Raw genomic sequence first — 17414 nt, 5'->3', positions numbered from 1 at the left:
TGTATATGGTAAACCGGTGTCATCGCGCAAGCCGCAGCGCATCACACCCGCTTCCGGGGCGCTTGCGGCACGCTGCCCACCCTTCGCTGGAGCCCGGTCCGCCATGCGTTTGCCCCCTCTTGTGCTGTTCCTGTGCGTTCTGTTGACGCTTGCCCCGGCACGTGCCGCCGACGTCCCGCTGCGCGACGGCCAGCGGCTTGCCGGGGAGGTGGCGGGCGAACGCCTGCCGCTGTGGCCGGACGGCCAGGTACCGGGCCAGAGCGCTCCGGCACGGAAGGCGCGGGTGGTTGAGCGCAGCCCCGATCCGGCCCATCCGGACCGGTTCGTGGACGGGATCGATGCGCCATACATGATCGTGCACGCGCCGCCACGTCCGAACGGGCAGGCGGTGCTGGTCATTCCGGGCGGCGGCTACCAGCGGGTGGTAATCGACAAGGAGGGCAGCGCGCTGGTGCCGGACTGGGCGCAGCGGGCAGGCTTCACCCTGTTCGTGCTTCGCTACCGCCTGCCGCAGCCGGGCAGGGACCGCCAGGCGGCGCTGGCCGATGCCCAGCGTGCGCTGCGGGTCGTGCGCGACCAGGCCGCACGCCGCGGCCTGGAGGCTGACAATGTGGCGGTCATGGGCTTTTCCGCCGGCGGCCACGTGGCTGCGCGGCTGGCCACCGGCTTCGATGCTCCGGTCTATCCCGCACGCGATGCGATCGATCAGCTGAGCGCGCGCCCGGCACGGGCGGTGCTGGTCTACCCGGTCATCGACATGGGCGCGCATGCGCACAGCGGTTCGCGCGGGCGATTGCTGGGCGAGCACCCTGACCCCGCATTGGCGGCCCAGTACTCGGTGCAGGAGCACGTGCGCGCGGACATGCCACCGACCATGCTGATCCATGCCAACGACGATCGCGTGGTCAGCGTGCACAACAGCGAGGTGATGGCGCAGGCGCTGGCCAGGGCAGGTGTCGAGCACGAACTGCATGTGTTCGCCCATGGTGGCCACGGCTTCGGCATGCGCCTGCAGCCCGGCTCCACCCTGGCGCAGTGGCCAGCGCTGGCACAGGCATGGCTGACAGCAGGAAAGGGTGCGGAGGGCAGCCGATGACGGGAGCACCCGACGATCTGCAGCGCCGCCGTTTCCTGCGCGACAGCGCGCGCTGGGCGTTGGCCACGGCCACGCTGGTGGCACTGCCGGCAGCGGCGTTGCCCGGTGCACGCGACGAACGCCTGCCGATCGTCCGCGTGCGCGGGGGGCGCGTGCGCGGCCAGCATGAACAAGGCGTGCTGGTATTCCGCGGCATGCGCTACGGCGCCGATACCGGCACCCATCGCTTCCAGCCACCACGCCGGGAAGCGGCATGGAACGGGATCGCCGACGCACTGGACTATGGCGCGGCCGCACCGCAGGGCGGCGCGGAAGGCCCCGGCAGCGAAGACTGCCTGTTCCTCAACGTCTGGACCCCCGCACTGGGGGATGGCGGCCGCCGCCCGGTGCTGGTCTACATGCACGGGGGTGGGTTCAACAACGGCTCCGGCAGCGATCCGCTGTACGACGGCAGTGCGCTGTGCCGCCGCGGCGATGTGGTGGTAGTGACCCTCAATCATCGGCTGAACACCTTCGGTTACCTGTACCTGGGCGCACTTGGCGACGCACGCTACGCCGCGTCGGGGAATGTCGGCCAGCTCGACCTGGTACAGGCGCTGCAGTGGGTACGCGAACACGCGGCGATCTTCGGCGGTGACGCTGGAAACATCACCGTGTTCGGCCAGTCCGGGGGCGGCGCCAAGATCGCCACGCTGATGGCGATGCCCGCGGCACGCGGCCTGTTCCAGCGCGCGTGGACGATGAGCGGGCAGCAGGTCACCGCGGCCGGCCCGCGTGCCGCCGCACAGCGCGCCGCCATTGCAATGGAGGCAGTGGGTGCAAAGGACCTGTCTGCCCTGCTGCGGCTCCCGGCCGCCGATCTGCTTGCAGCCACCCGTGCCCGCGATCCATCGCGGGTGGAAAGCACATCGCTGTACTTCGGGCCGGTACTGGACGAAGTCTCCCTTCCGGTGCATCCGTTCTGGCCGCAGGCACCGCGGCAGTCGGCCAGCATTCCGATGGTGATCGGCAATACGCGCGACGAGACCCGCGCCTTCCTCGGCAACGATCCGGCCAACTTCACCTTGACCTGGGACACGCTGCCGGCACAGCTGCAACGCCAGCAGTTCGTGGATCTGCTGCCGCAGACGGTGATCGCCGAGTACCGGCGCCTGTACCCGCATTACACGCCTTCGGAGGTGTTCTTCGCGGCCACTACCGCAGGCCGTTCCTGGCGCGGCGCAGTGGAGGAACTGGAAGCGCGTGCGCGCCAGCCCAGTGGGGCCGCGCCCACCTGGGCCTACCAGCTGGACTGGGGCTCACCGGTGGAGCAAGGCCGGCTGCGCGCCTTCCACACGCTGGACATCCCACTGGTGTTCGACAACGCCGGCCTGCCCGGCGCACGCACTGGTGGCGGCGCGGATGCGCATACGCTGGCGGCGGCAATGAGCGACGCACTGATCGCCTTCGCGCGCAACGGCGACCCCAATCATCGCGGAATGCCGCAATGGCCACCCTACGCGCTGCCCCGGCGGCAGACCATGCTGTTCGATCGCCAGAGCGGCGTGGTGGACGATCCTCGTGCCGGCGAACGTGCGCTGTACGCGAAAGTACCGTTCGTGCAGCGCGGTACGCAGTGATGACACCGCGGTGCAAACATTCTGTTAACCCCTCTCGGCTAGAGTCGGGACATGGGAACGATGTCCTTGCCACCGTCATTCACCGGCCGGGAGCGGCTGTTCGCTGCGATCGATGCCGCGGTGATGCTGGGTACGCCGGAGGCCATCACCGGTGCGCTGCAGCGGGTGCTGCGCGAGGCCATCGTCGATCCGTCCATCCAGCTGCCCCCCTGCGTGCGGCGCCCGGTCGAAGGGCATTACGCACGCCGTGAACTGCACCGCAGCCCGACCCTGGGCTACAGCGTCATCGCCATGTGCTGGGGCCCAGGCCAGGGCACGCCCCTGCATGACCACGATGCCATGTGGTGCGTGGAGGGTGTCTGGCAGGGCGAACTGATCGTCACTCCCTATGCGCTGATTGAACAGGATGGCGAACGTCATCGCTTTGCCGCCCAGCCCACGCTGTACGGCCACCGCGGTAGCGCCGGCAGCCTGATTCCGCCGCACGAGTACCACACGCTGTGCAACGCCAGCGACGCAGACGTGGCCGTGTCGCTGCACGTCTACGAGGGCGTGATGGAACGCAGCGCGGTGTTCGAGCCGTTGGATGATGGCTGGTACCAGCGCCGGATGAAGCGGCTGGAGACCGAGGCGTCCTGACCCGCGCCGGATCAAGCCGGGCGTAATGCAGGCATCATCGTGGCACGCCGACCACGTTGTTGAGCCGGGTCACTTCCTCGCCACCGTCGGCCAACGCCACGCGCACGCGCAGGCCGCTGCGGTCGCCGGCCGGCAATGGCAACCAGACCTGCACGGTCTTCGGCTGCAGGTCACTCGGTGCCCCCAGCGCCGGCACGTCCGTGCGGGCGATCTCGCGACCGCGCGCGTCTTCCAGCATTGCTACGCCCACGCCGGTGCCGACATGCCCCAGGCTGTGCACGGTCACCTGCAGCTGGCTGCCGTCGATGCGTACGTCGCCGCGACCCACGCCCAGGTCCGGCCGTGTTTCCACCGGTGTTCCCTCGGACACGCGTTCGAACTCGAACACCTCGGTACGCCCGGGACGGAACTGCAGCGCTACCGAAGCGCTGGTTTCCAGCTGCACGCGGCGTTCGGCGGGCGTGCCGTCGATGTGGCCATCGCCATCGGCATCCACGCCGCTGCGTATCCGCCAGGTCCCGCTGGCCACGTTCCAGCCGGTCATGTCGGCGCCGATGGTGCGCGTGCCCAGGTTGTAGCTGGTAACGGTGAAACGTTCACGCGACGGCGCATGCACCAGCAGGGCGACCTGTTCGGCCGCTCCCTCGCGGTCGAAGCGCCAGCTGACGGTATGGCCGGGCCAACTCTGGTTGCGCTTCAGCGCAATGCCACCCAGGCGTGCGCGCTGCAGGAATTCACTGGGCGCTTCCACGCGGTCGGACCACCAGTGGCCCTCGGTGTTCATGTATGCGCGCTGCACTTTCGCCTGCAGGCCGTCGGCATGCAGGGCGGCGATGTATGACCTGTCGCCGCTGGCCTGCCACGCCATCAGGCTGGCGAAACCGGTTTTTCCCGCGTCGGCCTCGGCGCGCAGCAGCGGGTACCAGTCCTGTTGCCGGCCCAGTACGTCCACGACGTTCTCGCCCAGGTTGGCCAGTGCGCCCGGGCCGCCACGGGCCACGCGGTAGTCCAGTGCCTGCAGGTACTTCGCATCGCCGCTCCAGCGCCACGCCGCCCAGAAGGTGTGCATCGTGTCACCGCTGCCGGAGCCGTTGTTCAACTCGCCGCCGCGGGTGGCACCGCTGGCCCAGTTGATCTCGTTGGGCAGGGTGAAGCGTCCCTTGTCGTCCTTGCCTGCGTGGGCCAGATAGCCATCGGCCAGGCCGATCACCAGCGCGCGGCCGGTGGGATCGGCGTTGTACTGGCCCAGCAGGAACGCCGGGTGCAGCACCGGGAAAGAATACGGCTTCTGCCACTGCCAGTTCGGTTCGCGGTAGACCTTGTTGCCACCGAACCAGTTGCTGGAAAACAGCAGGTGGCCCTGCGGGTTGCGCAGGATGATGCGCTCGTCGAAGGCCTTCACCGTTTCCATCAGGCGTTCCAGCGTCAGCGGATCGCCCCAGTTGAGGTAGAGCATGGCGCTGTTGGTGTTGATGCCTTCCTCATAGGAATGCAGCTCGTCGGTCTCGATGGTGCTCAAGCCGTTGCTGAACATGCCGTTGCGGTACACCGCATCGGACAGCGCGGTCAGCGAGGCGTTCAATCGGTCCGGCTGCACACCCATCAGGGCCAGCCCCGGCCACTGCTGGGTCAGGTCGGAATCGTCGGAGATGCCACCGCCGAAATCCCCGTAGGCCACCTGCCGTTCATCGATCCACCAGTCGACGAACTGCCGCACCTGCGCCAGGTCCTGCACCTGGTTGAATGCCCACGCCGGCACGCCCCTGGGCACGGCAGGCGCCGTGTAGGGCGGGCGGCCCTGGCTGTTGTAGCTGATGTAGTTCCAGTACAGGCGGCCGAGTTCATGGTCCGGGTCCACCCGCAGCAGGTCGCTCAGGTCCGCATACACGCGCGCGTACAGTCGCTGGCGCTTGGACGTGGTGTGCTCCTCCACCAGGAAACCCCAGTTGTCGCGGACCTGGTTGAAGCGGTCGGCCACGTGCTCCCTCAGCGCGTCGGCACGCGGCTTGAACACCAGCCGGACCTGCGCACCGTCGAGGGCATCGGCATCGAAGCCCGGTGCGGCCGAGGCGATGCTCAGCCACAGGCTGTCCGGGGTGAGGATGCGATCGCGCAGGTCCAGCCACAGCGTGCGTTTCTGCCCTGGTGGCACCGACACCGATACGTCGATCATGTCGCGCGCCGGCCAGATCGGATCCTTGATGCGGATGTTCAGCGGGATCAGCCCATCGTGGGTGGGCGGCAGGTTGAGCGCAGGAAGGTCGATGGCCACGCCGTCCAGGCCGTCGTGCATGTTCTCCCAGCTGTAGGCCCAGCTGCGGATCAGCGGCTGGTTGGCGGGTGCATCGCCCACCCCGGAAGGGATCAGCACGTGCACGATGGGCCGCGGATGCGCAGGCAGGGTGCCGGCATCCCGGCGGCGGGAACCGGCGCCCTTCGGCAGCGCCATCACCGTGCTGCGTTCGGCGGCCGGGAAACGTCCATCGATGTAGCGGCGCAATGCGTCCAGGTTGGTGTAGTCGGGCAGCGCGTGGCTGTCGATGATGTAAGTCTGCTTCACCGTGCCTTCCGGCTCGCCGCCCTCGCTCACGTGGTAGGCCCAGATTTCCTGGATCGGTGTTTCCTGCTCGACGTTGCTGAAGCGCAGCACGCCGCCGCGCTGTGCGGCAATGTTGTCGACGCTGCGCACCACGCCGCGCGGGCGCGTGACCAGCACGTCGGTGGCATGTTCGGCGTCGGGCCCGTGGGAGAGGGTGCCGAAGGCCGCACCACGGATCTCCACCCGATTCACCGTTTCGGTGGCCGGCAGGGTCAGGTCCAGGTGCTGGCCGCCTTCCACATAGGTGTTCCAGTCCGGAAGCTGGAAGTAGTCATTGCGGCCGGGCAGGCACGAGCGGTTGTAGACGCCCGGCCAGGTGGTTTCGGCGATGCCATCGGTGGCCTTCCACATCCACGCCTTCAGGTCACGGGTGTCGGCAAATTCGATCTTGCGGATGCGGGCGCCGCCCGCCGCCACCGCTGGGGGTGCAGCCCCATCCCAGCCGAAGCGGTGGCGCCAGGCGCGCGTGCTATCGGCAACCCCCACGGCGCTGGCCGGTTCGCGCCCGCGAGCCAGCGCTGCCACCGCTGGCACATCCAGCATGCGGTCGTAGACCCGGATGTGCTGGAAATCGCTGCCACGCAGGAAGTTGTAGCGGCTCTGCACCTGGTACGGCGCCATCACCCGACCGGCCAGGCCAAGCTGGTCCAGCGCGGCATCGTAATCGCCGGTGGCCTGCGCGCGCGCGACTTCGCGGCCATCGATGAACAGGCGCACGCCCTGGTCCTCGTCCCAGGCGAAGGCCAGGTGCAACCACTGGTCGGGACGCGGCAGTGCATCCATGCGGAACGACACGCGGGTGCGTGCCAGGTTGGCGTCGGTGACGAAGGCATCGAAGCCGTGCCCGTTCCAGTCGATGCGCAGCCAGGCCATGTCCCAGCTGCTGTGGTCGGCGTAGCCGACGCGGAAGATCACGAACGGCGCTTCACCCACCGCGTAGCGTGAACGCCAGTCGAAGGCCAGCGTGCCGCGCTGGGCCAGGATGTTGCCCGGCGCATCCCAGGCAAGCACGCCGTCGTCTTCCCATTGGATGGCCTTGCCATGCTTGCCGTCGTCGACCGCCGCCACCTTGTCGCGAAAGTTCGCTACGGCCTCACCGTGAGCGGTCACGGCCTGCAGGCCGTGATTGGCATCCACATGGAAGAGCAGGGTGGGGACATCGGCGGCGGCCGTCGCGGGGCCTGCGGCCAGGGCGACTGCCAGCAGCAGGCAGCGGAACACGGTCGTGCGGTGCGGCATGGAGACATTTCCTTTCAACGGGCGACGGCCGGCGGCGGGCCGCCGGACCGTAGCAAGGCCACGCCGCAGCGGCACCTTGCGGCGCAGCAGCGGTCATGGCGAACCGCGGCGCGTATCGGCACGCGCCGCCGGCGTTGCTCAGAACTTGTAGCGCACGCCCAGCAGGAACTGGCGGCCGGTTTCGGTGTACTGCAACGGCAGTCGGCCGGTCAGCGGCGAGTAGACCCACTCGTCGGACGCCTCGTTGGTCAGGTTGATGCCTTCCAGGCTCAGTTCCAGCTGGTCGCTGATCTTGTAGCGGACGGAGGCATCGAACACCGTGGTGCCGGTCATGCCGTGGTAGCCATCCAGATTGAAGCCGGTCTCCTGGCCAGGGGCCTGGGTCAGGTAGTCATCGCGGTTGGTCGCCGAGATGCGGCCGGCAAACCGCTCCCCTTCGTAGAACAGCGTCGCGTTCCACGATGACTTCGACAGGCCGGTGAGATCGGTCTTCATGACCGGCTGACCTGCCGAGTTGAGGTACTGGATCTTCGATTCCACCCAGGTGTAGTTCAGCTGTATGCCGAGGTTGGCCCACTTGCCGGGCAGGAAGGTGAAAGGCTGCGTGTAGTTGACTTCCACGCCGTGCAGTTCGCCACCGGGCGTGTTGACCGGCTTGCTGTAGGTGAAGTCATCGCTGGCCGAGGCTCCGGTGCCTTCCAGCAGCGAGGCGGGCAGGCCGCTGTCGCTGTAGGGACGCACTTCGCGGGTGGTCTGGATGAAGCTCTCGATGTCCTTGTAGAACAGGCCGATGCCGGCCATCGCACCCTCGGCGAAGTACCATTCGAAGCCGAGATCGACATTGGTCGCGCGGATCGGATCCAGGTCAGGATTGCCGCTGGAGATGGTGCGCGCGCCGCCGGCCACAGCCACGGTCGCACCGGGCGTCAGGCTGCCCAGTCCCGGCCGGCTCATCACCTTGGCCGCGCCGAGCCGGATCAGGAAGTCCGGCGTGACTTCCGCCACCAGGTTGAACGAGGGCAGGGTGTCGTCATAGGTGCGGTTGGCCGTGGTCTGCACCGTGCCGTTGGCCAGCGTGGACAGGCCGGTGGAGGACTGCTTGGTGCGCACGTACCGCACGCCCACGTTGCCCGACAGGGGCAGGCCGCCCAGTTCGGTGGAGAACTCGCCCATCAAGTAGGCACCGCGGTCCTTTTCTTCCACGCTGCGCACATTGTTGGCACGCGGCGCCACCGCGAAGCTGCCGCTGTTGCTGTAGATGTCGAACTGCTCGGCAATCGCCCCGAGGTCGGGGACGACCCAGCTGGCGGGGCTGCCGTTGATGCCCTTCAGCCCTGCGGGCGTGGTCATGCCCGCCGGCACGACCTTCGTGCCATCGGCAAAGCCGGGTACGGCCAGCTCGCTGGCACGGCGCAGCTCGGTGGTGCTGAACGTGTAGTCCTTGGCCAGCACGCCGCCCTTCAGGCGGAAGCCCGGGCCGAGATTCCAGTTGAAGTCGATCTGGCCGGTATCGAAGTCATTGTCCACGTACTGCGGCCGCAGTCGGATTTCCGCCAGCTCCCAGCCGTTGGGGTTGGTCGGGTCGATGCCATAGTTGAGGACCGGCGCGCGGTTGTTGCCACGATAGTCGTAGCTGTAACCATCGACGTCATACTTGTCCATGATCACCGTGGTCTGCACGGGGTTCTCATGCCTGGAGCGCGAGATGCCGATCTTGCCGGACAGGGTGAAATCATCTCCGAAGCGATGCTGGCCGTTCAGTGCGATCTGCTTGAACTCGGTACTCCATTCGTCATGGCGGCTTTCGGAACGGATGTCGACATTGTCGAACTCGCCCTGGACCAGGGCGTTGTTCTCGATCACGCCGTTGCGGACCACCATGGCCGGCTTGCCGACCAGGCGCGGCGTGCTGCTGGTGCCGCGGCTGAAGGAGATCGCCTCGATGTAGTTTTCATCGCGGGTGGCATCGATCTTCGAGTACAGCGCGTCGAGCGAGATTTCAGTGGCATCGCCGGGTTTCCACTGCAGCGAGCCGGTCACGCCCAGGCGCTTCTGCTCATGCTCCATCTGCACGTAGCGCGGGAAACGCGGATGGAACACGTTGGCACCACGCGCTGCGGCGAACGGCGAAGAGGCCGCGAAATTGCCGTTGCTCGGGCCGTTGGCCCAGCGCCCGGTGTTGGAGCCTTCCTCCAGCGCCTGGCGCTCGGAGTAGGCCACCGAAAGCAGGGCGCCGAAGGTGCCATCGGCGAAGGTATTGGATACCAGCGCCGCGACCCGCGGGTCGGCCTTCTCGACCATGGCGTTGTAGCTGGCCTGGCCACTGGCGGCGAAGGTGAAGCCCTCATAGTCGAACGGCCGCGCGGTACGCAGATCGACCGTGGCACCCAGCGAGCCTTCTTCAACGTCGGCCGAGGCGGTCTTGCGCACCAGCAGCTGCGAGAACAGGTCCGAGGCGAACACATTGAAGTCGAAGCCACGGCCGCGGTTGGTGCCACCGCTCTGGTCACCGGCGCCGACGGTGGTCAGCGCCTCCATGCCGTTGATGCGCACGCGGGTGAAATCCGGGCCCAGGCCGCGCACGGAGATGTTGCGGCCTTCGCCGGCCTCGCGGGTGATGACCACGCCCGGGATGCGCTGCAGTGATTCGGCCAGATTCAGGTCGGGGAACTTGCCGATGTCCTCGGCAACGATGGCGTCGACCACGCCGGCTTCGCCGCGCTTGATGTCCAGCGCCTTTTCAACGCTGGCGCGGTAGCCGGTGACGGTAACCGTGTCCAGATCGGTGGCGGCCTGCTGCTGGGCAGCCGCCGTGGTGGACAGGGCCAGCGCCACGCCCATTGCCAGCAAGGTAACCGGTGTCTTTTTTCCGTGGATCCGAGATTGCATGCCTTTCCCCTCTCCCAAAGGTCTGGTATCGCAGCTGTGCAGCGGAATGACACCGCTGGTCAAAGCCGACGTTAACAGCACGCCTCGAATCGGGCATCTTGCAGCGCAACAGATCCGCAATGTCTCCAAGACGCTTGCAGGACAATGGTTTCGACATACGAACCGAGCATCCGCAGCGCAACTTCGGTCTAGAATGACACCGCTAGTCAACGCCACACCCCCACGTGGTCCACAACCATGCCGCGCAGTGTCCCACGCTGGCGGCAAGCACGAAGGAGCGGAGATGGGTCGTATCGTGTGTTTCGGGGAGCTGCTGCTGCGCCTGGGTGCGCCCGGCCGCGAGCTGCTGCTGCAGTCTCCGCAGTTGCAGGTGCACGTGGGCGGAGCGGAAGCCAACGTGGGTGTCTCGCTGTCCCGGCTGGGACACCAGGTCTCGATGGTCGGCGCGGTCGCAGGCAACCCGCTCGGTGCCCACGCGCTGGCAGAACTGCGCCGGCACGGCGTGGACACCCGCCACGTTCACGAGGTGCCGGGCGCTCGGATGGGGCTGTATTTCCTCACCACCGGGGCGGTCCAGCGTGCCAGCGAAGTGGTCTATGACCGCGCGGACTCGGCGTTCGCGCGCAGCACTGCGGGCGACCATGACTGGCCGGCGTTGCTGCAGGGCGCGCACTGGCTGCACCTGTCCGGGGTCAGCCCGGCACTGGGGCCGGAGGTCGCCGCAGCGACGCTGGATGCCGCACGCGCGGCGCGGCAGGCCGGGGTTCGTGTTTCCTTTGACGGCAACTTCCGCCCCAGGCTCTGGCAGCGCTGGGGTGGTGACGCCCAGGCCGTGCTGCACGAGCTGTTCGCCCAGGCCGACATCGTCTTCGCCGACCACCGTGACATGGAGGTGGTGCTGGACCGGCCGTTCACGCAACAGGAGCCGGTCGCCCGCGTCGAGGCCGCCGCCGTCGCTGCGTTCGCAGCGTTTCCACAGCTGCAGTGGATGGCGTGCACGCAGCGGCAGGTGATAAGCGTCGACCACCATGCGATGGGTGCACTGTTGCTGGGCCGCGACGGAACACGCGCGCAGGCGCCCGTGCGCCAGCTGCAGGGCATCGTCGATCGCATCGGCGGTGGCGATGCCTTCGCGGCCGGCATCCTGCATGGCATCCTGTCCGGCCTTGATGCCGACGCCACTGTGCGCTTCGGCCTGGCCGCCGGGGCCCTGAAGCATTCCATCCCCGGTGATTTCAATCCTGTCAGCGAAGCTGACGTGCTGGCCCTGATGGGCGAGGAGCGATTCGATGTCCGCCGCTGATCCGCGCGTGCGCGCGGTGCTGAAACTGGCACCGGTGATTCCGGTGTATACCCCCGGCTCGGTGGAGGAGGCCGTGCAGGTCGCACAGGCGCTGTTCCGTGGTGGCCTGCCGGTAATCGAAGTCACGCTGCGCACGCCGCAGGCGATGGACGCCATCAGGGCGATGCGGGAGGCGGTACCCGATGCCGTGGTCGGTGCCGGCACCGTCCTCACGCCCGCGCAGATGCAGGCGGCCCGGGTGGCGGGCGCGCGTTTCGCCGTGTCGCCCGGCGCTACGCCGGCCCTGTATGCAGCCGCCCGCGATGCCGACCTGCCCTACCTGCCGGGCGTGGCCACCGGGTCGGAATTGATCCTGGGCCTGGAGCACGGCCTGGATACGTTCAAATTCTTCCCTGCCGTGCAGGCTGGCGGCGCCGCGCTGCTGTCGGCCTGGCACGGGCCGTTCGCCGATGTCCGCTTCTGCCCGACGGGCGGGATCAGCGTGCAGACCGCACCACAGTTCCTGCACCTGCCCAACGTGCTGTGCGTGGGCGGTTCGTGGCTGACCACCCCGGCGCTGCTGCAGACCCGCGACTGGGATGCCATCGAACGCCTGGCCCGCGAGGCCGCGGTGCTGGCCGGCTGAGGCCGCTGCTGCATTGCACCGGGCACCGTCGCGCGCGCTCAGCGCGTGGCGGGCCGGCCCAGGCGCCGGTACAGCGTGCTGCGGCTGATGCCCAGCTGCTTGGCCGCCGCGGAGATGTTGCCGTCGGCGGCCTGCAGGGCCTGACGCATCACCTCCTCGGCGATATCGCGCAGCCCACCGCGGACAGCGCAGGCGCTGTCTGCGGCCGTCACCTGCGGCGACAGCGGCGTGCTCATCAGGTCCGCCGGCAGGTGTGCTGCAGTGATCGGCTCGCCGGGGTCGCTCAACGCCACCAGGGTGCGCAGGCAGGCCTGCAGCTGCCGCAGGTTGCCCGGCCAGCGCTGCCGTTGCAGCAGCTCCAGCACCTCGGCCTGCAGTACGCGGCCTTGGGCCATCGGTGCCCACAGCGCCTGCAGCAGGGCGCCGCGCTCGTCCAGTTCGCGCAGGGTGGGCAGGTGCACCACATGATCGGCGATGCGGTAGTACAGGTCCGCGCGGAAGCGTCCGTCGGCCACGGCCTGCTGCAGGTCGCGGTGGCTGGCGCAGACGAGGGCGAAGTCCAGCTTTACCGGACGGCCACCGCCGAGCGGTGACAGTTCGCGTTCCTGCAGTACGCGCAGCAGTCGCGGCTGCAGGGCCAACGGCATGTCGCCGATCTCATCGAGGAACAGCACACCCCCCTGGGCCTGCCTCAGCAGGCCGGTACTGCCCTGCCGGCGCGCGCCGGTGAAGGCCCCTTCCTCGTAGCCGAACAACTCCGCTTCGATCAGCCCCTCTGGCAGGGCCGCGCAGTTCACCGCCACCAGCGGCTGGCCGGCGCGCGTACTGCGGCGGTGCAGCTCGCGTGCGAATACTTCCTTGCCGGTGCCCGTCTCCCCCTGCACCAGCACCGGCAGGCCGGCATCGAGCACGCGCACGGCCCGGTGCAACTGCTGCTGCACCGGCGTGGCCAGCACCGTGCCGGGCGCCGCCGGCACGGGAGCCACGGGGACCACGCGCGGAGCGCGTGCGGGCACGACGCTGCCGGCGCGTGCGCGGCGCTTGCTTTCACTGTGGCCGTACAGCGCGCGTCCCTGCCGGTCCAGCAGCATGCCGTCGTCGTGCAGCCGCGCGAGTGGCTGGTCGAACAGGGCCTCGTAGGAGGCGTGGCCGATGTCGTGCCGGTCCAGCCCGAACAGCCCCAGGCCAACGCGGTTGGCAGCCACCAGGCGGCCGTTGCGGAAGCCGAGCAGCGCTTCGCGCGGGCTGCCCAGCAGCAACGGCTGGGCATGCAGGTGCAGCAGTTCGCAGTCGTCCAGTCCGTCGGCAAAGTAACGGTGCTCGATCTGGTCCACGGCCTGGCGACCCAGCGCCAGCGCATGCAGATGGGCGTGGCGCGCGTCACCGGAAATGTCGAGCACGCCCACGCGCTGGCCGAAGGGATCGAAGATCGGTGTGGCCGAGCAGGTGAGGATGCCGTGCGGGGCGAAGAAATGCTCGCCGCCGCGTACCTGCAGGGCGCGGCCTTCGACGATGGCGGTGCCGATGGCATTGGTGCCGACGGTGCCTTCGTCCCAGCGCACGCCGGGCATCAGCGCGACCTGGCCGGCACGGTCCAGGAAGCTGTTGCTGCCCTCGGCATCCAGCACCCAGCCTTCCTCATCGGTGAGCAGCACGATGCCATCACTGCTGGCCAGCGAGCCGGCCAGGCCTTCCAGCTCGGGCCGGGCCAGCCGCCATAGGCGCTCGCGGCGCTGGCGCAGTTCGCGCAGGGAGGGTTCGGGCACCGGCGCCACGTCGGGCCGTGCATCCACCGATAGGCCCTGGCGCTGGCAGCGCCGCCACGACTGCAGGATGGCGTCGGGTACCACGCCAGCCGGCACTGCACCGCGCTCGAAGAAGGCACGGCGCGCGCCGCCGACGCGCTCGGGAAGAATCGGCTGGGACACCCTCTCGCTCCTTGTCGCATTCTGCGACAGCTGTTGCGGGCACTGTTTCGATTAAAAGCACATCCCGCCTTCAAGTGCCATGACGTCCACTGGTGCGCTGCGGCATTCCGCCAGGGGACCGCCAACACTGATGCCGCCGCGCCGCGTGATGCGCCGCAGCACCAGCGGGATTGGCACGCTCGTTGCGGTAGCCGGGCAGGTCCCGGGTTGTCCGGGCCATCCAAGGAGTGCCCCCGATGAATGCCGTTGCTTCAATCCCGCCCTCGCCCTCAACCGACCCGGCCGGTCCCGGCACGCTGTTCAAACCCCGCTACGACAACTACATCGGTGGCCAGTGGGTGGCACCGCGCAGCGGCCAGTACTTCGACAACATCACGCCGATCACCGGCAGGGTGCTCACCTCGGTGGCGCGCTCCAACGCCGACGACATCGAGGCCGCGCTGGATGCGGCCCATGCCGCCAAGGAAGACTGGGGCAGGCGCTCCACCGCCGAGCGCGCCAACCTCCTCAACCGCATCGCTGACCGCATCGAGCAGAACCTGGAACTGATCGCGCGCGCCGAGACCTGGGACAACGGCAAGCCGATCCGCGAAACCCTCAACGCCGACATCCCGCTGATGGTCGACCACTTCCGCTATTTCGCAGGCGTGGTGCGCGCGCAGGAAGGCAGCCTGTCGGAGATCGACAAGGACACCGTGGCCTATCATTTCCACGAACCGCTGGGTGTGGTCGGCCAGATCATCCCGTGGAACTTCCCGTTGCTGATGGCGGCCTGGAAGCTGGCCCCGGCGCTCGCCGCCGGCAACTGCGTGGTGCTCAAGCCGGCCGAGCAGACCCCGGCCTCGATCTTGGTGCTGATGGAGATCATCGGTGACCTGCTGCCCCCGGGCGTGCTCAACATCGTCAACGGCTTTGGCCTGGAAGCAGGCAAGCCGCTGGCCAGCAGCCCACGCATCGCCAAGATCGCCTTCACCGGCGAGACCAGCACCGGCCGCCTGATCATGCAGTACGCCAGCCAGAACCTGATTCCGGTGACGCTGGAACTGGGCGGCAAGTCGCCCAACATCTTCTTCGCCGACGTGATGGCCGAGGACGATGATTTCCTCGACAAGGCCGTGGAGGGCTTCGTGCTGTTCGCGCTGAACCAGGGCGAAGTGTGCACCTGCCCGTCGCGTGCGCTGGTACAGGAATCCATCTACGAGCGTTTCATGGAACGGGTGCTCAGGCGCGTGGCCGCGATCAGGCAGGGTGATCCGCTGGACCCGGACACCATGATCGGCGCACAGGCCTCCGCCGAACAGCTGGACAAGATCCTCTCCTACATCGACATCGGCAAGCAGGAAGGGGCCGAAGTGCTGATCGGTGGCGAGCAGAACACCCTGGGTGGCGACCTGGCCGGTGGTTACTACGTGAAACCCACCGTATTCAGGGGCCACAACCGCATGCGCATCTTCCAGGAGGAGATCTTCGGGCCGGTGGTAGCGGTGACCACCTTCAAGACCGAGGAAGAAGCTCTGCAGATCGCCAACGACACGCTGTACGGCCTGGGTGCCGGCGTGTGGAGCCGGGACGCCGCGCGCCTCTACCGCATGGGCCGTGCCATCCAGGCCGGGCGCGTGTGGACCAACTGCTATCACGCCTACCCGGCGCACGCCGCATTCGGTGGCTACAAGCAGTCGGGCATCGGCCGCGAGAACCACCGGATGATGCTCGACCACTACCAGCAGACCAAGAACCTGCTGGTCAGCTATTCGCCGAAGAAGCTCGGCTTCTTCTGATGGATTGATCGGGATCAAGGCGCAGGCATGGGGCCGGCGCCATCCTGTCTGCAAGCGCACTACGGAGAAGCATGCATGAACAGAACCATGAAGGCCGCCGTCGTCCGTGAGTTCGGCAAGCCACTGGTCATCGAGGAAGTCGTGGTACCGCGCCCGGGGGCGGGCGAGGTGCTGGTCAGGATCGAGGCTTGTGGCGTCTGCCATACCGACCTGCACGCCGCCGAGGGCGACTGGCCGGTGAAACCGAACCCGCCGTTCATCCCCGGCCACGAGGGCGTGGGGCACGTCGTGGCCGTGGGAGGCGGGGTAGGGCACGTCAAGGAAGGCGACAGGGTCGGCATCCCCTGGTTGTACTCGGCGTGTGGTCATTGCGAACACTGCCTGGGTGGCTGGGAAACGCTGTGCGAGACGCAGCGCAATACCGGCTACTCGGTCAACGGCGGCTTCGCCGAGTACGCACTGGCCGATGCCAACTATGTCGGCCTGCTTCCGAAGGAGGTGGGCTTCGTCGAGATCGCGCCGGTGCTGTGCGCCGGCGTGACCGTCTACAAGGGCCTGAAGGTCACCGACACCAAGCCCGGTGACTGGGTGGCGATTTCCGGCATCGGTGGCCTGGGCCACATGGCCGTGCAGTACGCCCGTGCGATGGGCCTGAACGTGGCCGCAGTGGACGTGGACGACGCCAAGCTGGCACTGGCCCGCCAGCTGGGCGCGCAGGTCACCGTCAACGCGCGCACCACCGACCCGGCCGCGTTCCTCAGGAAGGAAATCGGCGGCGCCCACGGTGCGCTGGTCACCGCGGTATCGCCGAAGGCGTTCGAGCAGGCACTGGGCATGGTGCGCCGTGGCGGCACTGTCTCGCTCAATGGCCTGCCGCCCGGCAACTTCCCGCTGGACATCTTCGGCATGGTGCTCAACGGCATTACCGTGCGCGGCTCGATCGTCGGTACCCGCCTGGACCTGCAGGAATCGCTGCAGTTCGCCGCCGAGGGCAAGGTCGCGGCCACGGTCAGCACCGACCGCCTGGAAAACATCAACGACGTGTTCGCGCGCATGCATGCGGGCACCATCGAAGGCCGCGTGGTGCTCGACTTCGCCGCCTGACCGCCTGTGCATGGCCGCCGTCGCTCCGTCCCCCTCTCCCACGGACGCGGCGGCCATGCCGATTCATCGGATCGGATCCACACACATTTCGGTAGTGCCGGCCGCTGGCCGGCATGCCGGGTTCTCCGCCGCAGCCGTACAATGCGCGCATGCCTGGCGTGCTCAAGACCCTGTTGCTGTCCCTCGTTGCCCTGATCGGCGGTGTGCTGTCGCTTGCGCTGGTCAGCAGCGTCGCCAGCTGGCTGCCACCGTTGCTGGGCCTGTCGCCGGACAACAACAGCGTGCAGCTGGGCTGGGATCTCACCTTCAGCGTGCTCGGTGGCATCGCCGGGGTTTCCTTTGCCACCTATTACGCGCCCTGCTGGCCGCGATCGCACGGCTTCTCGATCTGGTCGCTGGTCGCGCTGGGCTGTGGCTACGCCATGTGGACGGCGGGTGCGGATTTCCCGTTCTGGTTCGTCATTTCACTGCTGGCGTCGCTGCCGTTGCAACTGCTGGCCGGCTGGTGGTTCGGCCGTCGCGCCTCGCGCGATCCGCGCTGAGCGCATGCAGGTAGTGCCGGCCGCTGGCCGGCAACCTCGGCCATCCTGCCGTT

General features: G+C 68.1%; 11 protein-coding genes. 8 read left to right on the top strand and 3 right to left on the bottom strand.

Going from position 1 to position 17414, the window contains the following annotated elements; all coding sequences use genetic code 11:
* Positions 1 to 121 precede the first annotated feature (121 nt).
* From ACM0O9_RS10520 to ACM0O9_RS10510, 3 genes are read left to right on the top strand one after another with little or no spacing between them, the layout of a single operon-like run.
* Positions 122 to 1096 carry an alpha/beta hydrolase gene (locus ACM0O9_RS10520; RefSeq protein ID WP_095379115.1) on the top strand — a complete coding sequence of 325 codons (975 nt, stop codon included), beginning with the start codon at positions 122 to 124 and terminating at the stop codon, positions 1094 to 1096.
* On the top strand, positions 1093 to 2715 hold the full coding sequence (locus ACM0O9_RS10515) for a carboxylesterase/lipase family protein (RefSeq protein WP_005421145.1): 1623 nt from the start codon (positions 1093 to 1095) through the stop codon (positions 2713 to 2715). Before ACM0O9_RS10520 ends, ACM0O9_RS10515 begins: the two co-directional genes overlap by 4 nt.
* 51 nt (positions 2716 to 2766) lie before the next feature.
* Entirely contained in the window at positions 2767 to 3354 is a 588-nt protein-coding gene (locus ACM0O9_RS10510; RefSeq protein ID WP_005421147.1) for a cysteine dioxygenase family protein, read from the top strand.
* Positions 3355 to 3388: 34 nt separating this feature from the next.
* Here the strand turns inward: ACM0O9_RS10510 and ACM0O9_RS10505 are convergent, their stop codons facing one another.
* The gene (locus tag ACM0O9_RS10505; RefSeq protein ID WP_414604162.1) at positions 3389 to 7192 is read right to left on the bottom strand and encodes a LamG-like jellyroll fold domain-containing protein; all 3804 of its coding nucleotides are present in this window, start codon (positions 7190 to 7192) and stop codon (positions 3389 to 3391) included.
* A 138-nt stretch (positions 7193 to 7330) separates the two neighbouring features.
* Entirely contained in the window at positions 7331 to 10081 is a 2751-nt protein-coding gene (locus ACM0O9_RS10500) for a TonB-dependent receptor (RefSeq protein ID WP_414604163.1), read from the bottom strand.
* A gap of 283 nt (positions 10082 to 10364) precedes the next feature.
* On the opposite strand from ACM0O9_RS10500, the gene ACM0O9_RS10495 reads away from it, so the two are divergent.
* Complete coding sequence (locus ACM0O9_RS10495; RefSeq protein WP_005421153.1) at positions 10365 to 11384, top strand: sugar kinase; 1020 nt, start codon at positions 10365 to 10367, stop codon at positions 11382 to 11384.
* Positions 11371 to 12009 (top strand): bifunctional 4-hydroxy-2-oxoglutarate aldolase/2-dehydro-3-deoxy-phosphogluconate aldolase, encoded by a 639-nt coding sequence (eda, locus tag ACM0O9_RS10490; protein WP_414604164.1) that lies wholly within the window; start codon positions 11371 to 11373, stop codon positions 12007 to 12009. The genes ACM0O9_RS10495 and eda overlap by 14 nt, the downstream gene beginning before the upstream one ends.
* A gap of 38 nt (positions 12010 to 12047) precedes the next feature.
* On the opposite strand, the gene ACM0O9_RS10485 is transcribed toward eda, so the two are convergent.
* Positions 12048 to 13937 carry a sigma-54-dependent Fis family transcriptional regulator gene (locus ACM0O9_RS10485; protein ID WP_049413388.1) on the bottom strand — a complete coding sequence of 630 codons (1890 nt, stop codon included), beginning with the start codon at positions 13935 to 13937 and terminating at the stop codon, positions 12048 to 12050.
* A gap of 236 nt (positions 13938 to 14173) precedes the next feature.
* Between ACM0O9_RS10485 and adh the strand changes: the two genes are divergently transcribed.
* From adh to ACM0O9_RS10470, 3 genes are all read left to right on the top strand, one after another.
* Complete coding sequence (gene adh, locus ACM0O9_RS10480) at positions 14174 to 15715, top strand: aldehyde dehydrogenase (protein ID WP_005421161.1); 1542 nt, start codon at positions 14174 to 14176, stop codon at positions 15713 to 15715.
* A 75-nt stretch (positions 15716 to 15790) separates the two neighbouring features.
* Positions 15791 to 16819 (top strand): alcohol dehydrogenase AdhP, encoded by a 1029-nt coding sequence (gene adhP / locus ACM0O9_RS10475; RefSeq protein WP_095379123.1) that lies wholly within the window; start codon positions 15791 to 15793, stop codon positions 16817 to 16819.
* A gap of 149 nt (positions 16820 to 16968) precedes the next feature.
* Entirely contained in the window at positions 16969 to 17361 is a 393-nt protein-coding gene (locus ACM0O9_RS10470) for a hypothetical protein (RefSeq protein WP_235649666.1), read from the top strand.
* Positions 17362 to 17414 lie beyond the last annotated feature (53 nt).

Source organism: Stenotrophomonas sp. FR012, from assembly GCF_047520565.2.
Lineage (GTDB): Bacteria > Pseudomonadota > Gammaproteobacteria > Xanthomonadales > Xanthomonadaceae > Stenotrophomonas > Stenotrophomonas sepilia.
The sequence above is the reverse complement of the archived record's forward strand: the minus strand, read 5'-3'. Positions and strand labels throughout refer to the sequence as shown.

Coding starts and splice junctions, on each gene's coding strand:
- ACM0O9_RS10495 (WP_005421153.1), top strand. CDS start 10,365: ATGGGTCGTATCGTGTGTTTCGGGGAGCTGCTGCTGCGCCTGGGTGCG.
- adh (WP_005421161.1), top strand. CDS start 14,174: ATGAATGCCGTTGCTTCAATCCCGCCCTCGCCCTCAACCGACCCGGCC.
- ACM0O9_RS10510 (WP_005421147.1), top strand. CDS start 2,767: ATGGGAACGATGTCCTTGCCACCGTCATTCACCGGCCGGGAGCGGCTG.
- adhP (WP_095379123.1), top strand. CDS start 15,791: ATGAACAGAACCATGAAGGCCGCCGTCGTCCGTGAGTTCGGCAAGCCA.
- ACM0O9_RS10515 (WP_005421145.1), top strand. CDS start 1,093: ATGACGGGAGCACCCGACGATCTGCAGCGCCGCCGTTTCCTGCGCGAC.
- eda (WP_414604164.1), top strand. CDS start 11,371: ATGTCCGCCGCTGATCCGCGCGTGCGCGCGGTGCTGAAACTGGCACCG.
- ACM0O9_RS10505 (WP_414604162.1), bottom strand. CDS start 7,192: ATGCCGCACCGCACGACCGTGTTCCGCTGCCTGCTGCTGGCAGTCGCC.
- ACM0O9_RS10470 (WP_235649666.1), top strand. CDS start 16,969: ATGCCTGGCGTGCTCAAGACCCTGTTGCTGTCCCTCGTTGCCCTGATC.
- ACM0O9_RS10500 (WP_414604163.1), bottom strand. CDS start 10,081: ATGCAATCTCGGATCCACGGAAAAAAGACACCGGTTACCTTGCTGGCA.